Source organism: Kushneria phyllosphaerae (genome assembly GCF_900312995.1).
In the GTDB taxonomy this organism is placed as follows: Bacteria; Pseudomonadota; Gammaproteobacteria; order Pseudomonadales; family Halomonadaceae; genus Kushneria; species Kushneria phyllosphaerae.
Map to the genome: position 1 here is coordinate 352,595 of NZ_ONZI01000004.1, position 26,835 is coordinate 379,429.

29 protein-coding genes are annotated in these 26,835 nt (G+C 56.4%); 7 read left to right on the top strand and 22 right to left on the bottom strand.

Going from position 1 to position 26,835, the window contains the following annotated elements; translation table 11 throughout:
• Nucleotides 1–3: 3 nt before the first annotated feature.
• The 6 genes from KSP9073_RS14800 to KSP9073_RS14825 form a co-directional block, all read right to left on the bottom strand.
• Nucleotides 4–1,284, bottom strand: coding sequence for a TRAP transporter large permease subunit (locus tag KSP9073_RS14800; protein ID WP_108843732.1), 1,281 nt, complete (start codon nt 1,282–1,284; stop codon nt 4–6).
• Nucleotides 1,281–1,823, bottom strand: a complete 543-nt coding sequence (locus KSP9073_RS14805; RefSeq protein ID WP_207771487.1) for a TRAP transporter small permease — start codon at nt 1,821–1,823, stop codon at nt 1,281–1,283. The genes KSP9073_RS14800 and KSP9073_RS14805 overlap by 4 nt, the downstream gene beginning before the upstream one ends.
• A 77-nt stretch (nt 1,824–1,900) precedes the next feature.
• Complete coding sequence (locus tag KSP9073_RS14810) at nt 1,901–2,851, bottom strand: NAD(P)-dependent oxidoreductase (protein WP_108843734.1); 951 nt, start codon at nt 2,849–2,851, stop codon at nt 1,901–1,903.
• A 36-nt stretch (nt 2,852–2,887) separates the two neighbouring features.
• Nucleotides 2,888–3,685, bottom strand: coding sequence for an IclR family transcriptional regulator (locus tag KSP9073_RS14815; RefSeq protein WP_108843735.1), 798 nt, complete (start codon nt 3,683–3,685; stop codon nt 2,888–2,890).
• Nucleotides 3,685–4,737: a D-2-hydroxyacid dehydrogenase gene (locus tag KSP9073_RS14820; RefSeq protein ID WP_108843736.1), complete on the bottom strand. Its 1,053-nt coding sequence runs from the start codon at nt 4,735–4,737 to the stop codon at nt 3,685–3,687. The genes KSP9073_RS14815 and KSP9073_RS14820 overlap by 1 nt, the downstream gene beginning before the upstream one ends.
• A gap of 161 nt (nt 4,738–4,898) precedes the next feature.
• Nucleotides 4,899–5,813: a ketopantoate reductase family protein gene (locus KSP9073_RS14825; protein WP_108843737.1), complete on the bottom strand. Its 915-nt coding sequence runs from the start codon at nt 5,811–5,813 to the stop codon at nt 4,899–4,901.
• Nucleotides 5,814–6,057: 244 nt separating this feature from the next.
• Between KSP9073_RS14825 and KSP9073_RS14830 the strand changes: the two genes are divergently transcribed.
• Entirely contained in the window at nt 6,058–6,555 is a 498-nt protein-coding gene (locus KSP9073_RS14830; RefSeq protein WP_108843738.1) for a TspO/MBR family protein, read from the top strand.
• 203 nt (nt 6,556–6,758) lie between these two features.
• Nucleotides 6,759–8,201: a glycine betaine/L-proline transporter ProP gene (proP, locus tag KSP9073_RS14835; protein ID WP_207771488.1), complete on the top strand. Its 1,443-nt coding sequence runs from the start codon at nt 6,759–6,761 to the stop codon at nt 8,199–8,201.
• 58 nt (nt 8,202–8,259) lie between these two features.
• Here the strand turns inward: proP and KSP9073_RS14840 are convergent, their stop codons facing one another.
• Nucleotides 8,260–9,318, bottom strand: a complete 1,059-nt coding sequence (locus KSP9073_RS14840; RefSeq protein WP_108843740.1) for an SDR family oxidoreductase — start codon at nt 9,316–9,318, stop codon at nt 8,260–8,262.
• Between the two features lie 105 nt (nt 9,319–9,423).
• Here KSP9073_RS14840 and KSP9073_RS14845 point away from each other — a divergent pair, with 105 nt between their 5' ends.
• Nucleotides 9,424–10,371 carry a LysR family transcriptional regulator gene (locus tag KSP9073_RS14845; RefSeq protein ID WP_108843984.1) on the top strand — a complete coding sequence of 316 codons (948 nt, stop codon included), beginning with the start codon at nt 9,424–9,426 and terminating at the stop codon, nt 10,369–10,371.
• Between the two features lie 5 nt (nt 10,372–10,376).
• Here the strand turns inward: KSP9073_RS14845 and KSP9073_RS14850 are convergent, their stop codons facing one another.
• The 8 genes from KSP9073_RS14850 to KSP9073_RS14880 form a co-directional block, all read right to left on the bottom strand.
• Nucleotides 10,377–11,318 carry a DMT family transporter gene (locus KSP9073_RS14850; protein ID WP_108843741.1) on the bottom strand — a complete coding sequence of 314 codons (942 nt, stop codon included), beginning with the start codon at nt 11,316–11,318 and terminating at the stop codon, nt 10,377–10,379.
• A complete protein-coding gene (locus KSP9073_RS14855) occupies nt 11,315–11,902 on the bottom strand; it encodes a TetR/AcrR family transcriptional regulator (RefSeq protein WP_108843742.1) in 588 nt (195 codons plus the stop codon). Before KSP9073_RS14855 ends, KSP9073_RS14850 begins: the two co-directional genes overlap by 4 nt.
• 450 nt (nt 11,903–12,352) lie before the next feature.
• The gene (locus KSP9073_RS14860) at nt 12,353–13,042 is read right to left on the bottom strand and encodes a type 1 glutamine amidotransferase domain-containing protein (RefSeq protein ID WP_108843743.1); all 690 of its coding nucleotides are present in this window, start codon (nt 13,040–13,042) and stop codon (nt 12,353–12,355) included.
• A gap of 218 nt (nt 13,043–13,260) precedes the next feature.
• On the bottom strand, nt 13,261–13,419 hold the full coding sequence (locus KSP9073_RS14865; protein ID WP_108843744.1) for a metallothionein: 159 nt from the start codon (nt 13,417–13,419) through the stop codon (nt 13,261–13,263).
• A gap of 245 nt (nt 13,420–13,664) precedes the next feature.
• Nucleotides 13,665–13,868, bottom strand: coding sequence for a hypothetical protein (locus KSP9073_RS14870; protein ID WP_108843745.1), 204 nt, complete (start codon nt 13,866–13,868; stop codon nt 13,665–13,667).
• A 217-nt stretch (nt 13,869–14,085) separates the two neighbouring features.
• Nucleotides 14,086–14,739 carry a hypothetical protein gene (locus KSP9073_RS17530; protein WP_133241038.1) on the bottom strand — a complete coding sequence of 218 codons (654 nt, stop codon included), beginning with the start codon at nt 14,737–14,739 and terminating at the stop codon, nt 14,086–14,088.
• Between the two features lie 212 nt (nt 14,740–14,951).
• Nucleotides 14,952–15,782 carry an undecaprenyl-diphosphate phosphatase gene (locus tag KSP9073_RS14875; protein ID WP_108843746.1) on the bottom strand — a complete coding sequence of 277 codons (831 nt, stop codon included), beginning with the start codon at nt 15,780–15,782 and terminating at the stop codon, nt 14,952–14,954.
• A 263-nt stretch (nt 15,783–16,045) separates the two neighbouring features.
• Nucleotides 16,046–16,588 (bottom strand): Lrp/AsnC family transcriptional regulator, encoded by a 543-nt coding sequence (locus KSP9073_RS14880; protein ID WP_207771489.1) that lies wholly within the window; start codon nt 16,586–16,588, stop codon nt 16,046–16,048.
• An 18-nt stretch (nt 16,589–16,606) separates the two neighbouring features.
• Between KSP9073_RS14880 and rarD the strand changes: the two genes are divergently transcribed.
• A complete protein-coding gene (gene rarD, locus KSP9073_RS14885) occupies nt 16,607–17,527 on the top strand; it encodes an EamA family transporter RarD (RefSeq protein WP_108843747.1) in 921 nt (306 codons plus the stop codon).
• A 14-nt stretch (nt 17,528–17,541) separates the two neighbouring features.
• Here rarD and KSP9073_RS14890 read toward each other — a convergent pair whose 3' ends face one another.
• On the bottom strand, nt 17,542–18,045 hold the full coding sequence (locus KSP9073_RS14890; protein WP_108843986.1) for a GNAT family N-acetyltransferase: 504 nt from the start codon (nt 18,043–18,045) through the stop codon (nt 17,542–17,544).
• A gap of 160 nt (nt 18,046–18,205) precedes the next feature.
• On the opposite strand from KSP9073_RS14890, the gene bla reads away from it, so the two are divergent.
• Together bla and KSP9073_RS14900 are read left to right on the top strand one after the other, a co-directional pair.
• Nucleotides 18,206–19,099 (top strand): class A beta-lactamase, encoded by an 894-nt coding sequence (gene bla, locus KSP9073_RS14895; protein WP_108843748.1) that lies wholly within the window; start codon nt 18,206–18,208, stop codon nt 19,097–19,099.
• A gap of 183 nt (nt 19,100–19,282) precedes the next feature.
• A complete protein-coding gene (locus KSP9073_RS14900; RefSeq protein WP_207771490.1) occupies nt 19,283–20,809 on the top strand; it encodes a mechanosensitive ion channel family protein in 1,527 nt (508 codons plus the stop codon).
• A 358-nt stretch (nt 20,810–21,167) separates the two neighbouring features.
• Here the strand turns inward: KSP9073_RS14900 and KSP9073_RS17705 are convergent, their stop codons facing one another.
• From KSP9073_RS17705 to KSP9073_RS14925, 6 genes are all read right to left on the bottom strand, one after another.
• Nucleotides 21,168–21,575, bottom strand: coding sequence for an abortive infection family protein (locus KSP9073_RS17705; protein WP_207771491.1), 408 nt, complete (start codon nt 21,573–21,575; stop codon nt 21,168–21,170).
• Complete coding sequence (locus tag KSP9073_RS17710; protein ID WP_207771492.1) at nt 21,542–21,985, bottom strand: hypothetical protein; 444 nt, start codon at nt 21,983–21,985, stop codon at nt 21,542–21,544. Before KSP9073_RS17710 ends, KSP9073_RS17705 begins: the two co-directional genes overlap by 34 nt.
• Nucleotides 21,986–22,169: 184 nt before the next feature.
• Nucleotides 22,170–23,243, bottom strand: coding sequence for a PIN domain-containing protein (locus KSP9073_RS14910; protein ID WP_108843750.1), 1,074 nt, complete (start codon nt 23,241–23,243; stop codon nt 22,170–22,172).
• A gap of 74 nt (nt 23,244–23,317) precedes the next feature.
• A complete protein-coding gene (locus KSP9073_RS14915; RefSeq protein WP_108843751.1) occupies nt 23,318–23,857 on the bottom strand; it encodes an MltR family transcriptional regulator in 540 nt (179 codons plus the stop codon).
• A 104-nt stretch (nt 23,858–23,961) separates the two neighbouring features.
• On the bottom strand, nt 23,962–24,357 hold the full coding sequence (locus KSP9073_RS14920) for a hypothetical protein (protein WP_108843752.1): 396 nt from the start codon (nt 24,355–24,357) through the stop codon (nt 23,962–23,964).
• 699 nt (nt 24,358–25,056) lie between these two features.
• Entirely contained in the window at nt 25,057–25,920 is an 864-nt protein-coding gene (locus tag KSP9073_RS14925; RefSeq protein ID WP_165814272.1) for a LysR family transcriptional regulator, read from the bottom strand.
• A 106-nt stretch (nt 25,921–26,026) separates the two neighbouring features.
• On the opposite strand from KSP9073_RS14925, the gene KSP9073_RS14930 reads away from it, so the two are divergent.
• The gene (locus KSP9073_RS14930) at nt 26,027–26,776 is read left to right on the top strand and encodes an NAD(P)H-dependent oxidoreductase (RefSeq protein WP_108843754.1); all 750 of its coding nucleotides are present in this window, start codon (nt 26,027–26,029) and stop codon (nt 26,774–26,776) included.
• Nucleotides 26,777–26,835: the final 59 nt, after the last annotated feature.

Genomic DNA, 26,835 nt, shown 5'->3' on the forward strand with positions numbered 1-26,835 from the left:
AGATCAGCCGATCAGCCAATGCATCGGCACGGTAATGATCTGGGGTATGAGCACAAACAGCGAAAGCAGTGCGATATACACCAGAACAAAGGGATAAACGCCGCGTACGGCTTCACTCATTGTCGTTTTACTGATGCCACAGACCACGTTGAGCACCGTGCCCACTGGCGGTGTGATCAGCCCGATACAGCAGTTGATGACAAACATCAGGCCAAAGTAGATCGGATCGATCCCTGCCTCGCGCACCAGGGGCATGAACAGTGGCACCAGAATCAGGATCGCCGGCGCCAGATCCATCACCATGCCCACCAGCAGCACCACTACCATGATGGCGGCCATCAAAAGCCTGGGGTTATCGACCAGCGGACCCAGCAGCTCGGCCAGCTGCTGCGGCAGCTGCGCGATGGTAATGACCCAGGAGGCCACCATCGCCGCGCCGACCAGAAACATCACCAGCGCCGTCGAGCGACCGGCGCTTTTCAGTACCTGTGCCAGCTTGGCAAGACTCATCTCGCGATAGACCACGGTCGAGACAAAGATGGCGTAGACCGCGGCTACCACGGCGGCTTCCGTCGGGGTAAAGACCCCAAAGCGGATGCCGACAATGATGATCACCGGCAGCAACAGCGCCCAGACACTTTCTTTCAATGCCTTGAGCCGCTCGGCCCGGCTCGCCTTCGCCTGAGGTTCAAGATCGGATTTACGCATCATGAACCGCCAGGTCACCATCAGCGCCAGCCCCATCAAAAGCCCGGGCACAATGCCGCCGATAAAGAGCTTGGCAATCGAGATATTGCCCGCCACCCCAAGGATGATCAGCGGCAGCGACGGGGGAATCACCGGCGCAATGATGCCCCCGGCCGCCAGCAGCCCCACCGAGCGAAATGCCGGATAACCGCTTTTGCGCATCATCGGATAGAGAATGCTCACCAGCGCCGCGGCATCTGCCACGGCCGAGCCCGAAAGCCCTGCCAGCAAAAGCGAGGTGAGAATCGCCACATAGCCAAGCCCGCCACGCCAGTGGCCCACCAGCGTCATCGCCAGTTTTACGATGCGATCGGATAGCCCACCGACCGCCATCACCTCGCCTGCGATCATGAAAAAGGGAATCGCCAGCAGGGCGAAATTGTCCACCCCGTTGATCATTGACTGCGACAGGATGTCGGCGCTGAACATGCCCAGATTGAGCATCAGTGCCCCGGCCGCCAGCAGCAGCGCAAAGGCCACCGGCAGGCGCAGCAGAATCGCCCCGATCAGTACCGCCAAAAACAGTGCCAGCGTCATGAGCGATGCTCCCCGTTGGAAGAAGGCGTGGCTTCATCAACCGCCAGCGAATGGCCATCGCCGCCCTGCTCGCCCGGCGCCCGTCCGGGGCCGGGACGCAGCAGTCCAATGGTTGAGGTGATACTCATCAACGTCCCGGCCACCACGCCGGCCAGATAGAAAAGCGCCGTCGGCAGCCCGGTCAGCGGTGAGATGTTGTGCCAGTTGGCCAGCGTCTGTTTCCAGCAGCCCATGACCAGCATGATCGAGGCGCCCAGAATCACGATCCACAAAAGGCGCGCGATAATGGAGCGCACCAGGGCCGGCAGACGGTCAAAGAATTCCGCCACCGCCAGATGCTCGCCATCCTTCAAACACAGTGACGCCCCAAGCATCACGACCCATACAAACCCGAGCCGCGAAAGCTCGATCCCGGAGCGCAGCCCGGAGGAGAAGCCATAACGCAGCACCACGTTAAAAAACACCAGCACCATCATGGCGGTCATCAGGGCCACGATCAGCCACTCGATGCTGCGCCACATCCCGCGAAGTATTGTCATTATTGCCTCCCCTGACCCGCTCGAACCGCCGTACGGTTATCCCCTGTTCCTGCCTGTCACATTACATGCGGAATCGCTTACGTACGTCCCGACGGCGCCGGTCCGTCGCTGCCGGGCAGTCGATCCAGTTCAGCGATATAGCGCTGGGTCACGGTCAGATCCAGCTCGCCCAGCCCGCGGTCACCCAGATCCTGATAAAGCGTTAACAGCGTTGAAAGCTGCGGCGTCGTGACCTGCTGCTGTGCGGCCTCGTCGCGTGCAAAACCGAGATCCTTGATCATGTAGCGCGCAATGCCGGAGGGTGTGTAGTCCTTGTCGATCAGGCGCTGCTTGCGTGATTCCAGAAAGCGCCCGCCAGCGTAGCCTCCGCCCAGACAGCCCAGCAGTTTCTCGACATCCAGACCCGCGCGCTCGGCCATCACCGTGGCCTCGGAAAGCGCCACCATGGTGGCGGCCACCACCATCTGATTACACGCCTTGGCGACCTCACCCGCCCCCAGCGGCCCCAGCAGAACGGGTGTCCCCATGGTCTCCAGTACCGGGCGCGCCCGCTCAAGATCTTCATGCCTACCGCCCACCATGATGGACAGCCGGCCGGCCTCGGCACCGTCCGTGCCGCCGGACAGCGGAGCATCCAGCACGCGGATCCGGCCCTGACTCGCTTCATCGAGTCGTCGGGCCAGAGCCCGTACGCCCTCGGGTGACGAGGTAGAGCAGACCACCAGCACCAGCGGCCCGGCAAGCCCGGCCAACAGGCCATCATCCCCCTCGATCAGTGCTTCGAGCTGGGGCAGATCCGGCAGCACCGTGATCAGCACATCGCTTTGCGCCGCCAGCGCCCCGGGCGTATCACAACGCTCGGCACCGGCCTCCAGAGCTGGTGTGAGCTTTTCAGGCGAGCGGCCGAACACGCTCACCTGACGGGCAACGCCTGCCGCCAGAAGGTTGCGCGCCATTGGCATACCCATGCTCCCAAGCCCGATCATGCCGACCCGCACGGCGCCGGAGGTCCTGTCGAGATCCTGCATGTGTTTTCCCCTCAAAGTGACGTTAGTGTCCGGCGGTCAGGCATCGACAAAAGCGCTGCCCGTGCCCAGATTCATCGGATTGGCAATGTGTGCCGCCATTGCAGACAGTGCCTCGACGGCCTGCTGTTCAATATGGGCATTGCAGTACACCTCCAGCAGTGACGCGCCTACGGCATAGGCCTGCTCACCGCTGTATTGGGGCGCCACGGCGACGGCCAGACCACGAATGCCCGGAAATACTTCCCCTTCATCCAGCGCGTGGCCGCGCCCGCGCGTGTCTCTGATCTTGTCGATCAGCGCATCGAGATCGGTGATTGAGCTGGCTGTCCAGGCCGGACGCGTGGCCGGGTCCTCAAAGCGCTGGCGCAGCTCGTCGTCATCAAGCTGGGCCAGCAGCGCATTGCCTACCGCGGTAATCGAGGCCGGAAAGCGGCTGCCGATACTGGCGGTCATGCGCAGCGGTAACCGCCCGGCGTGGGCGGCGAGATAGAGCACGTCCGTGCCATCAAGCACCGCCAGCTGGCAGATTTCATTGTGGAGAAAGGAGGTATCACTGCAGGCCTGATAAAACGCCTGAACCGGATCAACCGTACGCAGATATGCGCCCCCCAGCTCGACCAGTCGACGCCCGAGTCGATAGCCGCCCTCGCTGCGCTGGACCACGCCCTCGGCCTCCAGGGCCAGACAGACGTTATGCAGCGATGACCGCGCCACGCCCAGCTGGCGTGCCATTTCGCTGACCCCCAGCGTCCCGCCGCCGGCCGCTTCCAGCAGGGCCAGTACACGCAGCGCACGGCTAACCGCCGGGGCATAACTGCCAGCGGGGGCACTCATCAGTAGAACTCGACCGTATCAACGCGGTTTCTAAGCGCCTCGCCGTTGAGATAGCGGCGTGCGTTATCGGCAAAAAACTCGGCAATCAGGCGATCTTCGGCGTCACTGAGGGCAGCGGTATGCGGGGTCAGCAGCACATTGGGCATGTCCCACAGTGGAGAGGCGTTATCCAGCGGCTCCGAGGCCGTGACATCCAGCACCGCCAACCCTATATGCTGGCGCTGCAGTGCCTCGATCAACGCAGGCTCGTCAATGACCGTGCCCCGGCCCACATTGACGATGGTGACCCCGGGCTTCATCTCGGCCAGCAGCTCGGCATCGATCAGCCCTTCGGTGGCATCGGTGCCGGGCAGCGCAATGACAATGGCATCGGCACGCCGCACGCCGTCGCGAAGCTGTGATGGCGGGATGATTTCATCGACATGAGGGACCATGCGCTGCTGGCGAGACACGCCCAGGACATGCATATCCAGTAGCGACAGCCGGCGGGCCACTTCACGCCCGATACCGCCCAGCCCCAGAATCAGTACCTGCTGCTCGCTGATCTGCCCCATCATCCAGCGATCGGCCCAGTGGTGATCACGCTGCTGGGCCATGATGCGAGGCAGCTGTTTGGCGCCCGCCAGCACGCCAAACACGGCGTATTCCGCCAGCGGACCACCATGCACGCCGGCCGAGGTGGTAAACATTACCCGCTCCAGCGCATCGCTTGAGAGCCCCGCCGCCTTGACCTGCCCGCCGCCGCCGGCAGCCATCACATGCACCCAGCGAAGTTTTGGATTGGCCTCAACCACCCTCGCCAGACGCTTTGGGTCCACGTCCGGAATGCCGTAGAGCACATCCGCTTCATTTAACAGCGCATCAAACCGTGCCTCCTGCTCAGGGGTGCGCTTGAAACCCGGGTCACCGGCAAAATCTGCCGGGTGACGCATGGGCGGCAGCAGCGACTGGTCACGCAGCAGCTCGATCTCGGGCACCATGGATTCAATCCGTGCGCACAGTGCCTCGCTCAGCGGTGTGGCCACCGCCACCTTCAGCGTTTTTGGGGTCATGCCGCGCTCCGATATCGATCGCCGTACAGTGGGTTGAACGTTGTTCAGTGGACTGTACAGCGCGTCCTGCCAATACAAAGCGCGGCTTTGGTCGATATCGGGACCAAAGTAGAATGCTCAGGGCCTTAAAAAGCAGCAGCTGATATCAGAAAAAGTGCATGTCAGCCAGAAGGGATATCACAAGCGTTTCGGCTCTGCTCCAGCGCGCGGACCAGCACCAGCAGGGTGTGATTGAAGGGCGTGTCGATACCGTGCCTTTGCCCCTGGCAAGCAATAAAGCCATTGAGATGCTCGATTTCACTGGGGCGGGCGCGGGCCAGGTCCTGCGCTGTTGAAGAGTGCTGACCGGCCATGCTTTCGGCAATCGCAAGCGTTGAGTGCTCGATGTCATCAGGCAGCGTCACCGCACAGGCCTGTGCCACGGTCTGACACTCTGCAACGACTGCAAGCACCAGCGCCCGTACGCCGTCGATGGCCATCAGCGCGCCATAGGGTTGTTGAGTGATGGCGGATACCGCATTCCAGGCGCAGTTGATCACAAGCTTCGCCCACAGCATGCCGGTCACGTTGTCCGACACCTCGGCCGCGACCCCGGCGTCCTGAAAAAGCTCCGCCAGCCTGGCGCTGATGGCCGAGGCCCCGAGCGCCAGTTCCCCACGCCCGTGATGGCGCACGTGTCCCGGTCCCACTATCGCCACGGCGGCATAGACCACCACCGGGATCACCTCACGACCCAGAACCTCAGCAAGGCGACTGGCGTTATCCACGCCGTTTTGCAGACTTAAAACCACCGCCGTATCAGACAGCTGCGGGGCCATCAATGCCCCGGCCGTTTCGGTATCGGTGGATTTGACGCAAAACAGCACCAGCTCGGCGTCCTTCAGTGCGCTTGCGTGCACACTGGCCGTGACCTCAACTGTCTCGCGCCCTGACGTCGTTTCCAGGCTCAGCCCCGATGACTGCATCGCCTCGACGTGCGCTGCGCGGCCAATCAGCGTGACCGTATGGCCGGCCTTCGCCAGCAACGCCCCGTAGTAGCTGCCAACGGCCCCGGCGCCCATGACCGCAATCTGCATGTGTTCCCCTCCTGGGTCTTTTCTTTGGAAATGACGCACTCATGAGACATCCTGCCCCACTGTCACACCCGGTCGCGAGCGCTATTGTGTAGGATGCAGACGCGATCTTTTGCTACCGCACACAGCGCCGAGACGATCAAAACAGGCTTTCAAGACAGACGTTTAATAAACAAGACAGACATCCGATACAGATGCTTCCTACAGACCTTTCAGCTCACTACAGACTTTCCAAAAGAGGCATGGCATGCAGTCACTGACTCACCGTCAACAGTACATGGGGCTTGCCGGCTGGCTATTGCTGGCCTTTATCGCCGCGGCCATTGGGGCCGTTGCCTCGGTTAACGCGGCCTCGTTCTATCAACAGCTTCAGCAGCCCTCGTGGGCACCGCCGGCCGGCGTTTTCGGCCCGATATGGACCACGCTTTATACCCTGATGGGCATTGCGGCCTGGTGTGTCTGGCGTGAAAAACCCACGCAGAACGTGCGCCCGGCACTAACGCTTTTTGTCGTGCAGCTGGCCCTCAATGCACTGTGGAGCTGGCTCTACTTTGTCTGGCACCTGGGGGCAGTCGCCTTTGCCGGCACGGTCGTGCTGTGGCTATTGATTCTTGCCACGCTGATCGCCTTCTGGCGCATCAAGCCACTGGCCGGCGCCCTGCTGGTGCCCTATCTGGCGTGGGTAACGCTGGCCACGGCGCTTACCTGGAGCACCTGGCATCTCAACCCGCAGATACTGGGCTGAACACCCCTTTTAATGTTTGTTCAAAAGGCCCGTCGCTGGTTCAAGGCGACGGGCCTTTGGCATCCTGTGTGCCTGCATGCGTTCTAACAAAGGTTACAACGCCTCACGTAAAGGCACTGGCAAAGTCTGCCTGGATGGCGGATACCTGAAACAGTGAAGCTTTTTTCAGACTGAAGAAGGCAAAACCGTGAGGAATGCCGCTCATGACTGCAGCTCATGTCAGGCCTTTGCGCAAGCGTGCTCGCCGGCTAACGGTCAAGGAAGTCACCGTGGTCGACCGACAGGTGCTCAATCGCGCCATCAAGGCCGCCGCGCTGGGTAACGCCATGGAGTGGTTTGATTTCGGCGTGTACAGCTATATTGCCGTGACGCTGGGGCGCGTTTTCTATCCATCCGGCAGTGCCGCCTCCCAGCTTCTGGCAACGCTTGCCACCTTTGCCGCCGCCTTTCTGGTGCGCCCGCTCGGAGGCATGTTCTTTGGGCCACTGGGGGACCGGATCGGTCGTCAGAAGGTGCTGGCGGCCACCATGATCATGATGGCCGCCGGCACCTTCTGTATCGGCCTGATTCCGGACTACCACACCATCGGCATCATGGCGCCGATTCTTTTGCTGGTGGCCCGGCTGGTACAGGGCTTTTCGACCGGCGGCGAATATGGCGGCGCCGCCACCTTTATCGCCGAATACGCGCCTGACCGCCGACGCGGTTTCATGGGAAGCTGGCTGGAGTTCGGCACGCTGGCGGGCTATATCGCCGGCGCCGGTATCGTGACGGCACTGACCAGCCTGCTTAGTGACGACGCCCTGCTCAGCTGGGGCTGGCGAGTGCCCTTTTTGATTGCCGGCCCCATTGGCCTGATCGGGCTTTACATCCGCCTGCGCCTTGAAGAGACGCCTGCCTTTCAGAAACAGGCCGAAGCCCGCGAGGATGAATCTCCCACACCGCGCAATCCGCTGCTTCACATGGTCATGAATCACTACCGGGCCCTGCTGGTGTGTGTCGGGCTGGTGCTGGTGTTTAACGTGACCGACTACATGCTGCTCTCCTATATGCCCAGCTACCTGTCGGCCAATCTGGGCTACGATACCGCGCATGGTCTGGTGCTGATCCTGCTGGTCATGGCCTGCATGATGGTCATCAACCCCTTCATGGGAAAGCTCAGTGACCGGACAGGACGCAAGCCAATGATTTTTGTGGGGTGCGCCGGTTTTGTCCTGCTATCCATTCCCTGCTTTCTACTGATCGGGCAGCACAGCATTGCCCTGGTGTTTGCAGGGCTTTTGATCATGGGGCTTTTGCTGACCTGCTTTACCGGCGCCATGCCGGCGGCGCTGCCGGCCCTTTTCCCCACCGACATTCGCTACGGCGGGCTGGCCATTGCGTTTAACATTTCGGTCTCGCTGTTCGGGGGCACCACACCGCTGCTGGCCGCATGGCTGGTTGACGCCACCCACAATCCATTGATGCCGGCCTTTTATCTGATGCTGGCAGGGGTCATCGGTGGGCTGACCATTTTTCTCACGCCCGAAACGGCCAACCGCCCGCTGATGGGCGAGGCCCCCACCGCCAGCTCTCACGCTGAAGCCCATGAACTGACCCGCGCCTACAACGAAGATGCCGAGGCACGGCCATCAGAAGGCGTTTAACGACAAAAGCCCGCCACTCAAGGAGTGGCGGGCTTGCTCGATACGCGAGTGCGCTGTGTTACGGAATGACCTTCTCGGCGCGCAGACGAGTAAAGAGGTCAAAGAAGGCCGCGCGGGTTTCGCGGAACTCATCAAAGCCAAAGTCGCGGCATTTGACGAGGTCGTTGACGCACTCCTGCTCGCGGCCAAGGTCGGCATCGGTGTGCCACCAGGAAGCAAGCTTCGTCACGTCCGATTCAACCAGACCGTGCTGCTCGGCAATCTTTTGCCACTCGGGCTCAAGACCGGCCATCTGCTCTTCCAGCGGCTGCGGCGTTTCGGGGCAGTCTGCCACTTCAAGGCCGAAGAACTCGCCGATTTCCTGCCACATGCGGCGCCAGCGGAAGGTATCACCGTTGACCGTGTTGAACGCCTGATTGTGCGCACCAGTCGTCAGGGATGCCCATTCCATCTGGCGTGCCAGCAGCAGCGCATCGGTCATGTCGGTCAGCGCATTCCACTGAAGCTGCGAGCCCGGGAAGATGAACTGTCGACCGGTGGCCTTGCAGATCGAGGCGTAAACGCCAAGCGTGGTGCCCATGTTCATGGCATTGCCGCGGGCATGGCCGATGACGGTATGCGGGCGATGCACATTCCAGGCAAAGCCGTATTTTCCAGCGGCTTCGATCAGGATATCTTCCAGCGTGTAGTAGAAGTTTTCCCCCGGTACGCGCGGTGCCGACTCACGAAACGGCGTTTCAACCTTGCCGCTGCCATAGCTTTCAAAGGAGCCCAGATACTGCTTGGTGCCAGTGACCAGCGCCGCATGCTCAAGCTTTTCCGGATCCAGCGCGGCAAACAGGTTATTCATCATCGCGCCATTGGCTTCGACGTTTTCCTGTTCGCTGTCACGTTTGGTCCAGGTGCAATAGAAGACATGGCTGATCGCCAGGCCCTTGAGCGCCTGTGCAGTTGCATCGGCATCCAGCAGATTCGCGGAAACCGGAATCACGCCGTCCTTGCCGGTGGGCTGACGCGACAGGCCGTAAACGGTCCAGCCGCTGGCGACCAGATATGAGGCCAGGTTACCGCCGGTAATGCCCGTGGCGCCGACAACCAGTGCTACACCCTTTTGCATGATGAGACTCCCTTGTTCATCAAATGATGCCGAGCATTATGGCCCTTGCGTGTCGTTGCCGAAATCGAACATTATGCAAATGATTATTGCACCAGGCGCAACTTCATGGATCTCAATGCGTTACGAACGTTCGAGCGGGTCGCGGCCACCGGCAGTTTCACAAACGCTGCACGGCATTTTCATGTCGCGGTGTCTTCGGTCTCGCGCCAGGTGGGCGCGCTGGAGAAAAGTCTCGGCATTCGGCTGCTTTATCGCCATACCCGAGCGGTCACACTGACCGAGGCCGGCCGGCAGTACTACGAGCAGATTCGTGGCACGCTCGAGCAGCTGGATCAGGCCACCGAGGCCCTCAAGAGCCCGGCGCAGGCGCCTTCAGGAATTTTACACATCAATAGCCCAGTCGCTTTCGGCCGCCATCAGGTGGTGCCGCTGCTGCGCGGTTTTCAGCAGCGCTGCCCCGGCGTGCGCGCCGAGCTGCTGCTGACCGATGCGCTAACCGACCCGGTGCGTGAAGGCAGCGACATTACCTTTCGCGTTGGGCGGCTGGCCGATTCCTCACTGATCGCACGACCGCTGGCGCCGATGCACTACGTGGCCGCCGCTGCACCCGCCTATCTCGCCAGCCGCGGCACACCGACCACTCCGGAGGCGCTTCGGGATCATGACTGCCTGCTCTATCAGGGCGAAATGGGTCGACAGCGCTGGTATTTCCAGCATCCTGATGACGAGACGCCGACGGCGTTCGAGCTGACCGGCAGCCTCTACAGCAACGATGCTGACAGCCTGCTTCAGGCCGCCATACTGGGCCAGGGCATCGTACTGTTCCCGACCTGGCTGATCGATGAGGCGCTGGCCTCAAGGCAGTTGGTCCCGCTTTTGAGGCAGTGGCGCTGCGAAGTGGTCCCCGAGCAGCGCATGATTCACGTGCTGACCACCGATGGCCGACTGCGCACGCCCAAGGTCGCGGCGTTCATGGACTATTTGCAGGAAACGATTGGCGATACGCCGCCCTGGGATGACTGGCAGCGACCCGAAAAAACGCCCTCTTCGTAGCGGCGTCAGCCGGGGGTCGAGACGGGGTTATCAGACCGCGCGCGCGTCCAGCGCACCGGCGCGGAAAGACAGACCAGACAGGCAATCACCAGCACGATGCCGACCCAGCCCAGCAGGGGCAGACGCTCGCCGACGATCACCACGGCCAGCAGTGCTGCCACCACCGGTTCGAACAGCGTGATGGTGGTGGCCGTGCTGGCCGGCACTCTGGCAAGGCCATATCCAAAGCCGAGATAGCCCAGAAACATCGGTACCAGCGCCATGTAGAGCCCGACCGTCACGTTGTTGACGGACGCCAGCAGCGGCGCGCCGGTGAGCAGCAGTACCGGCATCAGCAGGATCCCGCCCAGCCCGAAGGTGGCGCCCATCGCCGCGCGCGTCGGAATGCCACCCTGCATCAGACGCCGCGCCGACCAGGAATAAAACGCATAGGTCAGCCCCGCCACCACCCCCATTAACACGCCCTGAACTACCCGTGCGGTACTGCCCACACCATCATGCGGGCCGGTTTCTGCAAGACACAGCAGCGCCATGCCGGCCAGCCCCAGGACTGCGCCGAGTTTCCAGCGCGCGCCCAGCCTCAGGCCATCAAAGCGCGATTCGATTAGCGCCGAGAGCAGCGGCGCCGAGCCGATCGACACCACTGTCCCGATGGTGACGCCGGCCAGACGCATGGCGCCATAAAATGCCAAAGGATAGATCGCCACCGCCACGGCGCCCGAGAGCAGCCACGGCCAGCGCGCGCGCAGCAGCGCCCGGGACCCGTGAATGCGCGGCGCCGCTACCAGCGCCTGCAACAATCCGCCCATCCCCATCGCCACGGCACCAATGGCCACCGCGCTGACCTCCGGGGCCAGCGTCGCCGCGGTGCCGGTGGTGCCCCACAGCACGGCGGCCAGCAGAACCCCCAGAACACCGAGAAGATGTTCACGAGCGGGCGCGCTCACAGGGCACCTACCAGAGCGCTCGCCATGTCATGAGCCTCGCGAACACAGCGGCTGTTGCCTTCAAGCCCCGCGCGCACTATCGCCCCTTCCAGCAAAAAGGCGAGCTGCTGCGCCAGACGCGCGGCGCAAGCCTCATCATCGGTCAGCTCAATGAGCGGTGCGGCCAGCAGCGCCTCGACCTGCTGCTTGTGACGACGCACCACGTCGCGCCCATCATGCCCGACCGGCAGTTCGGCGGCGGCGTTAAGCAAGCCGCAGCCGCGAAAGCCGCGTTCATAGGCCCATTCCGCATGGTCCTGATAGGCCAGAAACACCGCCAGTACCTGATCAATAGGCGTGAAAGCCCGGGCCAGCCGCGTCTCATACAGGGCCAGCCATTCGGCGTGACGCGCCGCGAGATAAGCCGCCACCAGTGCTGTCTTGGATTCGAAATTGTTATAAAGGCTTTTTTTGGCCACGCCGGCACGCTTGACGATGGCATCGATGCCGGTGGCAGTAATGCCATCGCTGTAAAACAGCACGGCGGCAGCACCGAGCAGACGCTCACGCGCACTGGCGCTCGACAGGATTTCAGGAGAGGTCATGAGCGTGGTCCGAAACGCTGAGTAGGTAGACCAGTCTACCTACTCGGGAACCTGATTCAAAAGCGCTCGATGGAAAGCGAACCTCATCAATAGAAAACCTCATGAACTGAAAGCCCGATAGACACAAAGCGCCACGAAAAGAAGGCCGCAAGAACAGAAGTTGCTGTAAGTGGTCGCCGCTCGGCGGGAATCCGTGTATTAGTGTTTTTTTTATGGCCTCAAGCAGGCCATTATCAATCCGGCCTTCTGGACAGGGGGCTTTGACAACGAAAAGGAAAGCAACACATGAGCCCCCGGCTAATCTTTATTCTCATGGCATTTCTGGGTTTTGTGATCCTGATACTGATCGACCGGTAACCTTGAGCATGGTGAGCATCAGCTTTTGGCTGAGACCAGAACACAAAAAAGCCCCGACGCGTCTGCGCCGGGGCTTTTTAATCCCTCAGGCCTTTAGCGCTTGAGCGATTCAAGCAGCTTGTCGGCCACGGCCTCCGAGCTTGCCGGGTTCTGGCCGGTAATCACCAGGCCATCCACGACGGCAAACGGCGCAAAAGCTTCTACCTTCTGGTAGTCCGCGCCGCGGCGCTTGAGCTCATCTTCCAGCAGATGCGGAACCACGTCGGTCAGGCCAACCGCAGCCTCTTCCTCATTGGTAAAGCCTGCCACCCTTTTGCCCTTGATCACGAACTCGCCCTGCTCGTTCTTGAGATTCAAAAATGCGGTGGGCGCATGGCAGACAGAAGCAATCGGCTTGTCCTGACGCAGGAAGTCTTCCAGTAGCGCGATGGAGTCCTGATTCTCGGTCAGATCCCACAGCGGGCCGTGGCCACCGGGATAAAACACGGTGTCGAAATCTTCGGCGCGCATGTCGGCCAGCCGCTGAGTATTGGCGATGCGTGCCTTCGCCTCGTCATCGGCGTAAAAACGACGCGTGGCGTCAGTCTGGGCATCCTCGCCTTCGCTATTGGGGTCGATCGGTGCAGCCCCGCCAGCAGGCGTTGCCAGCGTGATGTCACAGCCGGCATCCAGGAAGGTGTAGTAAGGCGCGGCAAACTCTTCTGCCCAGAAACCGGTCTTGTGGCCGGTGTTGCCCATTTCATCGTGAGAGGTCAGAACCATCAAAATACGTGCAGCGCTCATGGAGTACTCCTGTTGGCGTGGATTACGTCATGAGATGGATGCATCCGGACCATATATCAAGGCAGTGTCCTCGGGCCTTTTGTCGCAGCCCGGAAAACATACGTCACGCCATACAGCACTCCGGTAAACGCGCGCCATAAAAAGGCCCTTCGACGCATCGCCGAAGGGCCATATCAGGCCATCAAGACAGGCTTTTGCCCATCCTGATCAGGCCGTGATTACTTGCCGCAGCTGCAGTTGTGACCGCAGTCTTTTGAACCATCGGCATGACCGGTGGCGCAGGCCTGGCAGCAGTACAGCTCGCCGTCACGCTCAACGGCATTGTCGCCGACGCTGCAGGTACATTTCGGGCAGGTACAGTTGGTCTGGTCAGACATGGTGATGCTCCTTGATCAGGGAAACAAAATGAGATGAACAACACCTTTGTAAACCTTGTACCTTCTATAAGGTCAATGCTTTTCAACAAGGCCGTGACGAAGCAATCCAGCGACAGAAAACGCATGCTCAAAAAAGGCCCGGCCGCCGCACCTGGATATAACATCATGGCTATAAAAAATCCCACCGGTCGATCACCGGTGGGCCAGATGTTTAATGTCGCGAAGGACCTGATGCTGCGAAGGGCTCAGCCTTCGTCGTTTAGCCGCTGGCAGTCTTCCTCGGCTTCCTCGCGAACTTCATACTCCTCGCTGACATACTGCGCCTGCTGGTGATCCCAGATTCGAAAGCACGCCAGCGGCATGTCATCCATTTCCTTTTGCTGCTCCCGATTGGGGGCGCCCTTCACGTGTGCGGTCGCGTGTTCATGCACTTCATAACGGCTTGCCATGCCTTCCTCCCGATGGATCGATCACGGGGAAAAGTGTGGGCATGAAAAGCCGGCAATGCCATTAAAGATAGGGGCGACTTTAAAGCCAGTTTCGGTGAGTGTAAGAACCGAGGGAGAGATGAGCATTAGAACACTCAAGGCCAGACGTTGTTTCGCACGCACATGAAGAAAATTCTAGCCAGCACTCCAATAGCGTCATGAAATAATTTTTTATGTTTTACTCGCTTCGGAGATTTATCGTTGTTGGCACGCCTGTTTCTTTAGAAAGGTCATTAATTATTGTAGTCATTTCTCCAAGCAACTCATTTAATTTCATTGGTGACATCGAGTTTATCGCCGAAACAGCAGGCTTTAGCCAATCTTTGGCATTCGAGCTTTCTGATTCATATCGCGCCCGAAATTCTATGAAAGTTGAGAGACGGAACCGACCTCCACTTTCCGTCATAACCATCTCTGCCAGCGTAGCTCTGTCGTAACGATGAAAGCCTATGCCTTGAAACAAGTTGTCTATCCTGTTTGAGCGGAGATAAGCTCCAAGCTTATTAAAATATAAATCCAGCAAAGGAACAACATCCGACATTGTTAGCAACTGCTCCGACGCCAAAACTCTTCCCAATGAATACAGCATTGTCAAATCAAAATAGTTATTATCTACAACACTTTGGCCGCCTCTATTGGCAAAATTATCGAACCTATAACATAACGATTCCAAAGAATCCTGCAGCGGATATAGTTTTGAATGTAAAATTAATCGCTTTTCCTTTTTAGTTTTTGCATTTTGTTGCAGAAAATGAGAGACCGACACAGCACCAATTGAGCCAAAAACGGCACCCACCAAAGCAGAAATCAAAGTTGTAACATCAGCGCCCATAATTCTTACCCACCATGTAATAAATATCGCATATTCAAGCATTATAATTTAACGCAAAGACATAAGAAAAAACAAATGGATGTGTATGCGACGAAAAATCTAAAATTATTTGTGCAGACCAACAGTAAAGAATTAAGCCATCTCATTGACAGCACTGTTTATTCAATAGAAGGCCTCTGCCTTTTGCACTTGCACGGCGTGTTGCCAATGCCTCAGGGCTGAGCGGTGCTCCAGTCGATGATGCCGAAATACCATGTTGCCAGAATCAAAAGACCAAAGGCGATGCGATACCAGGCAAACACGGCGTAGCTGTGGCTGGCGATGAACTTCAACAGGGCCCGCACCGTCAGCATCGCAACAATAAAGGTGGTCACAAAGCCGATGGCGAAGATCGGCAGATCCGCCAGGTGCAGAATGTCGCGATACTTCCACAGCGAATAGACCGTGGCGGCGACCATGGTCGGCATGGCGAGAAAAAACGAAAAGTCGGTGGCGGCCTTGCGCGACAGTCCGAACAGCAGCCCGCCGATAATGGTCGAGCCCGAACGCGACGTGCCGGGAATCAGCGCCAGGCACTGGGCCAGCCCGACCTTGAGCGCCAGCTGCCAGGTCATGTCATCGACCGTCTCTGCCTTGACCGTATGCACGCGTTTTTCCGCCCAGAGCATCACAAAGCCGCCGATGATCAGCGCCGTGGCCACGGTGATCGGATTGAAAAGCCAGTGTTCGATGGTATCGGCAAGCAACAGCCCCAGAATGACGGCGGGAATAAAGGCCACCAGCACGTTCAGCGCAAAGCGCTGAGCCTGTGGCTCGCGAGGCAGGCCCCGGACCACGCCAAGCACGCGCGCCCGAAACTCCCACATGACGGCCAAAATGGCGCCAAGCTGGATGACAATCTTGAAGGCAGTGGCCGTGTCACCGTTAAAGTTGAGCAGATCACCTGCGATGATCAGGTGCCCGGTGCTGGAGACAGGCAGAAATTCGGTCAGTCCTTCCAGTACACCCAGAACAAAGGCTTGCAGCGCGGCCAGAGTGAGCATGGTCATTCCATTAATGGGGTCAAGGGAGTTATCAACGCCCTATGACTGCGCCGCGATGAAAACATTCCCGATCACGCTGAAATCAACTGTCAAAATGATCACAACGCACAGAAAAAGGAAGCGATTCCCCATCCACGACGGGCGACATGCGTCTTACTTCTGACTCCTGCAGCGTTGCCACTCTGTATTGATCAAATCAGAATGATACGACAAAAAATCGTATCCTTTAGGCAACAACATGCACTTAATTACATTCCCCCCTCTCATAGGGCATCAAGTGTTGCCTTTACCCTATCCAGAACAACAGTGGTCTTAAACCATTTAACATTTAGATTATCATGAAATAGCCGATCGCATATTTTCTCGAACGCTTTCATATCTGAAACCAGAAAAACCAGCATAAAATCTGCTTCGCCGGTCACATAATAACATTGCTGAATCTCAGGCCCAGAAAAACTCTTTTTAAGAGCATCAAGATCATCGCTATATATCCTGTCTGCTTGAACCTCAACCAGAACCGTAATTTTTTTATTCACTTTATCGGGGTTCACAATAGAAATATTAGCAAGAATATAGTTACTTTCCTTGAGCCTTTGAATACGGCGCTGGACGGTAGCCGGTGAAAGGCTAACGGCTGCTGCCAGTTCGCGCAGGGGCGTTAAGCAATTTTTTTGCAACAGTTCAAGCAGTGCGATATCGAACTTGTCCAGCCCCGAAGGAAAATTCATATGGGAAAATCTCTCACGAACAATAGAAATTTCGAGCACCTTTATCGAAGTTGACAACATAAAATGCGCTGTATTCATCAACCGATACTCATCACCATGCAGCCTGATAAGAATACATCGCCTGGCGTCATACTCAATATTATTGCTTCAATATTTTTTGCCCTGATGTTTGCCTATACATCACAGCTTTCCACACTAAATGGTGAGGAGATTTTTGGCTGGCGCATGCTTTTGACATTTCCCTGCCTGACAGCCTTTATAGCTTCAAGAGGATACTGGCCACAGGTACTCACCATTTACCGAAGGCTATATATCGAGCGTTATTTCATCATCATTCGTCTGGTATCATCCCTGCTTCTGAGCTTTCAGCTCTGGATATTTGTCTGGGCGCCGGGAAACGATTACGGTTTGGCTGTCTCGCTGGGTTATTTCATTCTACCCATAACGATGGTGATCATTGGACGTTTGGCATTCAGGGATCGAATGTCACACCCTCAGCAATTGGCGTGTGTTTTCGCAGTATTCGGGATATTGAGCCAACTAGTCTTTTCGCAGACGCTGGCTTGGCCGACCCTGGCTGTATGTCTGGGCTATCCCGGCTATTTCTGGTTACGTCGTAAAACCGACACCAACAATATTGGCGGTCTCTGGTTCGATATGGCCCTTGCCCTGCCCCTTGGCCTTTTTTTCATCATGCAAGGAGGACAGGTGCTCTCCGGACTCGATATCGATCTTCACCTGTTATGGTCAGTATTGGGGTTGGGCCTCATTAGCGCACTGGCATTAACGTTTCAGGCCTTATCAGCCCCCCACCTGAATCTCAGCCTTTTCGGCTTGCTGACCTACGTGGAGCCCGTTTTGCTGATGTTAGTCGCGCTTATCCTTGGCGAAACGATCAGCGCGACCGAGTGGCCAACCTACATCGCCATCTGGCTATCGGTCATGGTGTTAATGGCAGAAGGTGTATGCGGTTTGAAAAGACAGAGAGCAGCTAGAGAAATCGTATCACCGGATTAGAAGATGACAGACACTCATGACCACTCTTCAACCGTGATGGCGTAGCGGTCATGATCTCGCCACTGACCGGCGATGTTGAGATAGCGTGGCGAGTGACCTTCGAACCTGAAACCCAGCGACCTGACCAGGGCACTGGAGGCCAGGTTATCAGGCTGAATGTTGGCTTCCAGCCGATGCAGCTGGTGCTGACCGAAGGCCTCGGCGATCACCAGTGCCATCGCCTGTTTCATCAGCCCACGGCCGTTATATGGTGAGAACGCGTAATAGCCGAGCGCCCCTGACTGAAAGGCGCCGCGCACGATGTTGTTGATGTTGATGCAGCCAACGACCTGCCCCTCCCCGGTGCGAGCCAGATAGCTGACATTGTGGTCTGCCGAGTATCTTGCAATGTGCTGGGCGAAGCGCTCTGAATCGGAAGGCGGATTGACCCAGTCGCCCAAAAGATCCCGACTTCGTGCCACCGCCTCGAGAAACGGCGTCTCATCATCAGGCTGAACCGGTGATATGAACAATGTCATGGTATTGCGCACTCCCCTCATCGATCATCAGGACATGAACCGACAGGTCACATGTGCCCATCGATCCATTTAGGGGTTCTAATGTATAGACGCCGTTCCGCCCTGTCTTCTGCCATCACTACGGGTTATGTTGCTTCCTCCCTGACCCAGGAACGTTGACATGCCGCTGATCAATCGTCGTCGCCTGCTTTCTGTCTTTTCCCTGCTGCCGCTGGCCACACTGCCCCTGCCCGCCCTGGCCAAAACGGCGAGCGCCACCAACGCGCGGGAGGTAAAACGCAAACTTGAGGCCCTGGAGCAACGCCACGGCGGTCGAGTGGGGGTTGCGCTCATGAACGTGGCCACCGGCGAGACCGTCAGCCACCGAGGCGATGAACGGTTCCTGTTTAACAGCACGGGCAAGGTGTTTATTGCCGCCGCCGTGCTGGCACAAGTGGATCGTGACCGGATATCGCTGGATCAGCGCATCGAAGTCAAAACATCCGATTTGACCGGCTGGACACCGATCACCGAGAAGCATTTGGGCGGCCCGGGCATGACGATCGCCGAACTCTGCCAGGCGGCAGTGGCGTGGAGCGATAACGCCGCGGCCAACCTTTTGATCGAACGCCTCGGCGGCCCGGCAGACATCACGGCCTTTCTGCGCAGCATCGGTGATATCACCACCCGGCTGGATCGAACCGAGCCCACGCTCAATGAGCATGACCATGACGGTGATGAGCGCGACACCACCACACCGCTGGCGATGATGCAGACCCTGCGCACCCTGCTGCTGGGCGAGGCGCTTTCGCCCTCCTCACGCCATCAGCTCGCCGCCTGGATGATCGAAGGCAAGATGGGCGACGCCCGCCTGCGCGCCGGCATGCCCGCCGACTGGCTGGTCGGCGAGAAAACCGGCACCAACAGCGTGGGCAACGCCGCCGACATTGGCATTGCCTGGCCTTCAGACCGCGGCGCCGTGATCGCCATTGCCTATGTCTATCTGCCACAGGCCGACAAGGCGCAGCGTGACCAGGTGATCAAGGACATCGGCACGCTGGCGGCCAGCGTCTGACTCCTGCGCTGATCGCGCCATCAAAAGCGCCGTTCATGACCGGGCTTTTGCGCTCGCCTGGCCTGACTACACTAATGGGCCAAAGTGCCCTGAACGCCAATACGACGGTCGCCTCTTTCTAACCCTGGCGTCCGGCGATCCGGGCACCTCTCCTTCTCTGGTAGACCTTCATACAGGATGACCATGGCCGCTTTCCTGCTGTCTCTTTCCGCCCGCCGGCGCCTGGGCGTATATGCCCTGCTGGTGGTGCTGCTGCTGAGCGCGCTCAACATGCCCTCGGCACACGCCGCGGAGGAGCTTTCAGCGGCCACCCAGGCGCTGAACGGCAGTAGCGGCCAGACCGACAGCGCGGAGGAGGCGCGGATCGAAACCACCCCAAGCCCGCGCAAGGACAGCGAGATTCAAACGCGCATCGCCGGGATTTTCTCCGAGATCGACGGTCTCGACGCCGTTCAGATCAGCGTAGTGCAGGGCGTGGTCACGCTGTCGGGTGAAACGGCCAACGAGAAAAAGGCCCAGCAGGCCATCAGCCTTGCCAGCCGACTGACCGATGTCGTCACCGTCAATGACGCCATTAACCGCACGCTCGATGTGCAGGACAACGTTTCCACCGTCGCGCAGGGGCTGGTGGCGCAGGCCCGTGGCCTGATCAAGGCGCTGCCCCTGCTGCTGGTCGGCATTATCCTGTTCGGGCTGGTGACGTGGTTCGGCGCCTGGCTCTCCAGACGCCAGCGCCTGTGGCAGCGCCTGGCGCCCAATCCGTTCGTGGCCGAGCTGATGTCGCAGACCGTCAGGGTTATTTTCGTCGTCTTTGGGCTGATACTGGCACTGAGTCTGGTGGGTGCCGAGACGATTCTGGGCACGCTGCTGGGCGGGGCCGGCGTGATCGGCCTGGCCGTCGGTTTTGCGGTCAAGGACACCATCGAAAACTACATTGCCTCGCTGATGCTCAGTATTCGCCAGCCCTTTCAGGCGCGCGACCAGGTGGTCATCAACGGGCAGGAAGGCATCGTCGTGCGGCTGACCTCGCGCGCCACCATCCTGATGACGCTGGATGGCAATCAGCTGCGCATTCCGAATGCCGATGTCTTCAAGGGCACCATCCTCAACTACACCAGCAACCCGGAGCGCCGCTTCACGTTTGAACTGGGCGTGGATGCCGATGACGACCCGCTGGCCGCCATCAAGGTTGGGCTGGATGCCATTCATCAAATCCAGTTCGTACTCAACGAACCCAGGGCCGTGGGCCTGATCACCCAGGTGGGGGATTCCAACATCGTGCTCGAGTTTCAGGTGTGGGTGGATCAATCCGACACCGACTTTGGCAAGGCGCGCAGCATCACCATTCGCGAAACCAAACACGCGCTTGAACATGCAGGCTTCAGCCTGCCCGAGCCGATCTACCGTCTGCGCTTTAATGCATCACTCGAACAGGCGCTGGAGCGATTTCAGGGCAACAGCGCAGACGCCAACCGCGCGGATGCCCCACCCATCCTGGCCTCTTCTGAAGCGCCAACCGCCCCCACAACGAGCGACTACAGCGACCAACGCACGGCCCGCTTGCGCGCCAAACAGATACTGGGCGACCCAAGCGCCGAAGCCCTGTTCGACGCCCGTCCGGATGAAAAGCTGATGAAAAAGGTCGAGCAGGAAATTGCCAGAAATGACGACGAGACGGATCTTTTGAACAAGCGTGCGCCGCAGGAGTAACGCTGCGGCCAGATCATCGCCCTATGGGCTGATGAAGAACGTAAAAAAGCCCCGCTAAATGCGGGGCTTTTTTGGAGGGGGATGCGGTGATCGTGTGGCGCGAGGCAGGACTATAAAAACGATCTAAGCAATTGATTTTGATGGATCAAAAAGATATGAAAACAGCTTTATATACCAGTGGGTATACCATGGGGTGCGTTTGGAGAACCATACCTTTCCCCTATACGATAGTTGGCCTCAAGGCGGCTTACGGCCAGAAGCGGTCGTTCAGCCAGAGTAGGTCTAACGCCTGCAGCATGCGCGGCTTTGTAGTGAAGGCCCAGCCACAACGAAAAAGCCGTCGCCGTGCCTGCGGTTTTTAGGCTTTCTTGGCATGTAGCAACTCCATAATGAAAACCACCAGTGTATGCGCAACATTAACGACTAGCCGAGCCTCAGCAACTACGATGCTTGGCGGGCTGGAGCCGCGCCCATGAGCTGAACCTATATGTGACCTGAAAGCGCCTACACCATCAATGATTGAGGAAATACCTTTTAAAACTTTTTGCTGGTCTGCGGCCAAGGTGTCATCAGCGTTCAAACTTAGATGAGGCTGGACCACTGCCCACAACGGCATAACGTTCAATTTTTTCGGCGCCGCCAAGCTGAAACGCTCTATGTAAAACTTGAGGGTCGCTTCAATAATCGAGCAGGCAGCTGTGACCGATGCATGTGGGTCAGTTTGAATATGCTCTATCGCTCTCTCAAACTCTTTTTCAATAGACAAAAATTGCCTGACTTTAGATAGTCTTCTAACGTTTTGGAGATGGGAGTTGAACCGGCTTGAGTAATGTAGCCATTCAGTCGATATGAAAGCTGGTTTTGCGCCAAAGCCGCTTTAATCCGCTCCTGTCCCTCTTCGATTATTGAAGGCGACTCATCAAAGAACGATGACGGGGGCTTCTGGTCCATATAGTTCTGGATAATCCTGCCAAGCACCTCAAGAGCGTCAACATCTGGATCAGCATTGCAACGCTTTAGCCACTCACCGCATTTCTTTTCGCAGTTCCCTTCTGGGGCATCACCGGGAGCACCACTTTCCATGAAAAGCGTTTCTAGCTTCGAGTGGCTGTAGTAGTGGCTTGCAATTACCGAGGCCACAGCCCCTATTACAGAATTTGGAATATTACCGCTCAATCTCGGATCTCCATAAGCCTAATAGGTATTAGATAGCGCAGTTTTTTACTAACTTGAACGCGCATGCGACCTTCTTAGAACCATCCGCTTTGGGCCAGAAGTTGACGTTAAGCCAGAGTAGACATAACGCCCGAGTAATAGGCGCGAGCTTGCGAGCGTCCTAATTGATGCGCTTGTTAACTTTTTAGTACCAATCTGTTTCATTTTCTTCAACAGCTACCTCAATGCCTCCCGATGTGCCAGCAATATAGAGATCGTCATCTTTGGCATTTACTAGTTCACCATCAACAAACTCATAGTGCAGGAAAACCTCAACAGTGTATGTTGTTGATATAGTGCTAGTTCTGGAAGTGCTGTCAAATGTGTACATTCGGCCATCTTCGCGGTCATAGATACCATTATTAAAATCTGGGCCGGTCACTGTCACTTTAAATTCTACATCTATGTCGAAGGTGACTTGGCTTTCTTCGTCATCAATGTACAGTACTGACGGCTCTATATCTCCCAGATTTATAATTGTGAGACCACCGTCCACCTCTGCATCCTCCCAAGTAGAGGAGTTGTATACATCGCAATCTTCGAGGAACTCGGTAATTTTCTGCTTGATTTGATTCTCGTTTACGATGAAATACTGCTTTACTTGCTCGTGCCTTACACTGGTGTGGGTCGTGTAGATATCTAGAAGCTTGTCTAATGATTCAACTGAAATAAAATTAGGATCATCAGCACAAAACGCTTTCAAGTCACCATCATCAGATACGACATATATTTTTTCGTCATCTTGAAGATATGATTTCAATGACAGGATAGATATTGCATCAGGAAACTCTGCTTTTTTCTTTCCATCACCAAACGGTGGCTTTCTATCGAAATATAAAAAAAGTAACTCTTCAGGATCAATTCCATCTGCTCCTACAATTTCCGTAGAGCATGCGCTCATAAAACAGTCAAACACATCTTTTGCTTTTTTGTAGATGTCTTCGTCTGGGATTTCTTCAAACAACCTCTTAATTTTATTGTCAGCGAGTGATGACAGAAGCCGTGCTTTTCTTCGAAAAGTTTGAATAGCACTTATAGCATCTTTAACAGAAAGCGCTATTTTTGACTTTACTTCACGGTCAACGACGCTCGTAGATACATGAAATAGTTCATTAGCTTCGCAGTATTTTCTAAATGATTCAAATGCAGGTCCATCAAAATGAAGGCCTGCCTTAACGAATGACTGCGTATCAATGAAGACTTTTCTCGTTTCTAGCACAATTTTTCGTCCTGAAATTTAACGCCTAGCTCACAGGAAAACTGTGAGCGCAGCGAGTAATTTTTCCTGTGCAGCTAATTGTTAGGGAGTTTTCTGCCGAAGCCGCCTTTATGGGACCACTCCTTAAAGCTCCTCTGTTCATTTCTAACTAGACGCTCCCGCCAAAGCCAATCACCCATTAAATTAGCTACCGTATGATTTAACCGATTTCTCGGCTCTTGATCTTCAAAAGGTAATTTGTCAATTTGACCTTTAACTTTTGGAGTTTCAAAGTCAACGCCATCCCAGCAGTGGCCGAATAAATTTCTAATTTTCCGAATAGCCTCAACTTCAATGTACTCCTGCTGCTCAATCAGACCCATTGCATAAGCAGCTAGAATTCTTGAGCTAAATGTACCTAGAGGAGCATTAAAATCGTTTACTAGCTTTTTACTTTCCGGTGTATCTATGAAGAAAGCTTGAAGCATTGATGACAGAACCTCATCAAGCACAGAGCCAGCCATCAGAATGGCACCTCGATCAGATTCTTTATAGAAACTAGCAAGAAATTTACCCAGTCGAAGCATCTCAGGCTCCGCATCCTTCCATGGGTCTGAATCAGTCTCAGTACTCATCTTGCTCCCTAACACCCCACTTAGGGGCAAAAATACGTGGGTTACAATATCGAGCGAAGCGAGGACGGCCCACGTTTTTTTGTCCCAGCACGCCCCGCGTGCGTCTACAGCGGCTTGTTAGCTGGCTTTTCTACTTGACTGTCCTCCTTACCTCCATTTACCGATTTTTTTAGCTGCTCACTAATAGTTTTAAGCAAAGCTATCTGATTTTTTTCCCACTCATCACTGGAATGGTTGGCGTTGTATGCCAACCCCAAAGCAACACAGGATATTGTGAGTGAAAGTAAACCAATTAGAAGGCTTATCCAAAATGTCTTCTTAGCGAGTCTAAATTGTAACTCTGATTGCCCCAGCTGAATTAACGGAGCATAGCAGGCTGATACGGTTGGTCTGCCGGCGTTAACATTGATTTCTCGGAAAAAATCCTGAATATCCTTTTCAATTTCAGAGTTAGACATTCCGTAAGGATAGTTCTTAGCAATTGTTGGAGTTTGTCTCATAAACTTCCTGCCAGCTAACAGGTATTAGATAGCGCGATTGTTTGTTGACTTGAACGCGTACGCGCATTCAACAATGTTATCTAGCACCCCCAACCTATTGAAATCTTTAAGCATTAAATATAATTCGGCAACATAGCACCAATAGCTATGCTTGCTGCATAACACCCTTGAACGTGCATGTGACCTTCCTTGGACCATCCGCTTTGGGTGGTAACCGGCCAGCTTGCATGCCTTCTCATGACCCTACTGATGGCTTAACCCCTCAGTTACGATGAGCCTTAGACTTCTCTGCTCTTTTATAAAGCCGATCCACTTAGCACCCCGACCATCAATCTCTCTTCCAATTCTCACCTTCCGGCGCGCTGTCGACTCCCCGCCCCGCCTGCGCGCTAAATGGGTCGGTTTTATTGCACCCTTGCAGATAGCTCCAGGCCGCCCCAACGCTGGGCCGCGCGGCTGTTTTATGGCGCCCAAGAATCTTGCGTTTACTTGCATTTCACACAGACCTCATACGGTGGTGCGTGGTGAAAAACTGCCTTTCTGGCACTCGCTGCCACACCGGGCCGAAAACGGGTGTCTCTTGCGGTACTCAGGAAGCTCTGAAGGTCTTTTCAGCACAATATTCGAGCGCGCTGATTAAGTAAAGTTGTGTAACGGCAAGACGCGACGAAAGCAGCACCTTTCGCGAGTCTTTTTTGCTTACCAGAGCGGTGACTCGAACCATTCACTACCGAGCAGCGCGGCAAAAAAGGCATTCACGCTGGCAGCGTGTCGGATATCCGGATGGGTTAGCAGCCATACACCGGTTTCCAGCTCTGAAATGTGATCGCTCACCCGTACCAATCCCTTCATTTTATCGGCGAGATAGCAAGGCAGCACGCCCTGCCCCAGCCCTGCCTGAATGGCAAACGCCATACCCAGTGTTGAGTCCGCGCGGAATACAATTCGTTGATCGAGGCCCCGAGCTTTCATCCACCGCTCAAGCAAGTGGTAGCTCATCGACGCATCTGGCCCCACCCAAGGCGTCGATCCGTCCATCAACGTGTCGACCGAGATATAGACAGCCTGACGCAGCCGCCCCAGCTCTTTACCTGTCAGTGTTTCCGGTGGGTGACGAGTGGGCCTTAATGCGATATCTGCATCGCGGCGGGTCAGGTTATGAAGCTCGGAAGAGGTCGTCGTCTCGATAAGAAGTTCGGGATGGGCCTTTTGAAATTTAACCAGCACCGGCATGAGGACATGGACCAACAGTGCATCCGTCGTGGTAATGCGCAGTGTGCCGGTCAGCGTGGTGTCATTACCCATCAGCGCACGCTCGGCATCTGTCACGGCAAGATGCATTCGCCGTGCCGTCGTTGCGATGGTCTCACCGGCAGTTGTTGGCACATATCCACCGCTATGCCGCTCAAAGCATCGCGTCCCCACGCGCGCTTCAAGGGCGGATAGACGCCGGAAGATCGTAGCGTGGTTTACCCCCAGACGACGCGCAGCGCCCGAAAGTGAGCCCGATTCCACAATAGCGAGCACGAGACGGTAATCATCCCACCTGGGTGTCGAGCTCATAAGGCTCCTGTGCATTTCTGCAAATCTGGTTTGTAGTTTCAGGGAATGTTTCTTTATTTACGCACAGCCTACTGTAATGGCTCCTGCCACGTTATGGATGCCGTTCATGAAAGTTCTGATCGTTCATTGCCATCCCGAACCCGCCTCATTCAACGCTGTACTGACCAACACAGCGATAGAAAAGCTGGAACAAGATGGTCATGAAGTCGTTGTCAGTGATTTATACGCCGAAGAATTTAACCCCGTTGAAGGGCCCGGGCGTTACACCAGCCGACGTCATTCATCGTACTTTCAGGCGCTGGATGAACAGCGATGGCATTACGAAAGCGATGCTCTTGCAGGAGATGTCAGTCGAGAAATCGCACGCCTTGAGTGGGCGCAGACCATCATCTTTCAGTGTCCGCTCTGGTGGCATGGGGTGCCGGCGATGCTCAAGGGTTGGTTCGATCGCGTTTTCGTATACGGTGGTCTCTATACCGGTAGCCAACGTTTTGATCGCGGGTTTCTAAAGGGTCGTCGAGCACTTTTCTGCGTTACGACCGGCGCGCCAGAAACGACGTTCGCCCCACTGGGCCGCAGCGGTGACATTGCCGCTCTTATGTGGCCATTGCACTGTTCGCTCTACTACGTCGGGCTATCGGTACTGCCACCCCATCTGGTGTATGGCGTTCAGGGCGGCGGGTTAAGCTATCAGCAGGATGAGAGCTTTCGTGCTCATCTGGATATGGCAAAAACGTACTGGGCCGAGCGACTTGCCACACTGGAGCAGGACACACCCATTCCCATGAGCGGTTGGGAAGACTGGGATGAAGCCGGTATTCTGAAAAGCGATCATCCTTTGAGATGGCGTGTATAGACGGAAAAAACCCCGCACATGGCGGGGCTTTTAAGTCTCGATGTATGGCGGCTCACTTC

Coding starts and splice junctions, on each gene's coding strand:
- bla (WP_108843748.1), top strand. CDS start 18,206: ATGCCGCTGATCAATCGTCGTCGCCTGCTTTCTGTCTTTTCCCTGCTG.
- KSP9073_RS14860 (WP_108843743.1), bottom strand. CDS start 13,042: ATGAGCGCTGCACGTATTTTGATGGTTCTGACCTCTCACGATGAAATG.
- KSP9073_RS14890 (WP_108843986.1), bottom strand. CDS start 18,045: ATGACATTGTTCATATCACCGGTTCAGCCTGATGATGAGACGCCGTTT.
- KSP9073_RS14800 (WP_108843732.1), bottom strand. CDS start 1,284: ATGACGCTGGCACTGTTTTTGGCGGTACTGATCGGGGCGATTCTGCTG.
- proP (WP_207771488.1), top strand. CDS start 6,759: ATGACTGCAGCTCATGTCAGGCCTTTGCGCAAGCGTGCTCGCCGGCTA.
- KSP9073_RS14870 (WP_108843745.1), bottom strand. CDS start 13,868: ATGGCAAGCCGTTATGAAGTGCATGAACACGCGACCGCACACGTGAAG.
- KSP9073_RS14845 (WP_108843984.1), top strand. CDS start 9,424: ATGGATCTCAATGCGTTACGAACGTTCGAGCGGGTCGCGGCCACCGGC.
- KSP9073_RS14855 (WP_108843742.1), bottom strand. CDS start 11,902: ATGACCTCTCCTGAAATCCTGTCGAGCGCCAGTGCGCGTGAGCGTCTG.
- KSP9073_RS14865 (WP_108843744.1), bottom strand. CDS start 13,419: ATGTCTGACCAGACCAACTGTACCTGCCCGAAATGTACCTGCAGCGTC.
- KSP9073_RS14920 (WP_108843752.1), bottom strand. CDS start 24,357: ATGAGACAAACTCCAACAATTGCTAAGAACTATCCTTACGGAATGTCT.
- KSP9073_RS14805 (WP_207771487.1), bottom strand. CDS start 1,823: ATGACAATACTTCGCGGGATGTGGCGCAGCATCGAGTGGCTGATCGTG.
- KSP9073_RS14915 (WP_108843751.1), bottom strand. CDS start 23,857: ATGAGTACTGAGACTGATTCAGACCCATGGAAGGATGCGGAGCCTGAG.
- rarD (WP_108843747.1), top strand. CDS start 16,607: ATGCAGCCTGATAAGAATACATCGCCTGGCGTCATACTCAATATTATT.
- KSP9073_RS14840 (WP_108843740.1), bottom strand. CDS start 9,318: ATGCAAAAGGGTGTAGCACTGGTTGTCGGCGCCACGGGCATTACCGGC.
- KSP9073_RS14825 (WP_108843737.1), bottom strand. CDS start 5,813: ATGCAGATTGCGGTCATGGGCGCCGGGGCCGTTGGCAGCTACTACGGG.
- KSP9073_RS14930 (WP_108843754.1), top strand. CDS start 26,027: ATGAAAGTTCTGATCGTTCATTGCCATCCCGAACCCGCCTCATTCAAC.
- KSP9073_RS14820 (WP_108843736.1), bottom strand. CDS start 4,737: ATGACCCCAAAAACGCTGAAGGTGGCGGTGGCCACACCGCTGAGCGAG.
- KSP9073_RS14925 (WP_165814272.1), bottom strand. CDS start 25,920: ATGAGCTCGACACCCAGGTGGGATGATTACCGTCTCGTGCTCGCTATT.
- KSP9073_RS14900 (WP_207771490.1), top strand. CDS start 19,283: ATGGCCGCTTTCCTGCTGTCTCTTTCCGCCCGCCGGCGCCTGGGCGTA.
- KSP9073_RS14830 (WP_108843738.1), top strand. CDS start 6,058: ATGCAGTCACTGACTCACCGTCAACAGTACATGGGGCTTGCCGGCTGG.
- KSP9073_RS14815 (WP_108843735.1), bottom strand. CDS start 3,685: ATGAGTGCCCCCGCTGGCAGTTATGCCCCGGCGGTTAGCCGTGCGCTG.
- KSP9073_RS17530 (WP_133241038.1), bottom strand. CDS start 14,739: ATGGGCGCTGATGTTACAACTTTGATTTCTGCTTTGGTGGGTGCCGTT.
- KSP9073_RS14810 (WP_108843734.1), bottom strand. CDS start 2,851: ATGCAGGATCTCGACAGGACCTCCGGCGCCGTGCGGGTCGGCATGATC.
- KSP9073_RS14875 (WP_108843746.1), bottom strand. CDS start 15,782: ATGCTCACTCTGGCCGCGCTGCAAGCCTTTGTTCTGGGTGTACTGGAA.
- KSP9073_RS14880 (WP_207771489.1), bottom strand. CDS start 16,588: ATGAATACAGCGCATTTTATGTTGTCAACTTCGATAAAGGTGCTCGAA.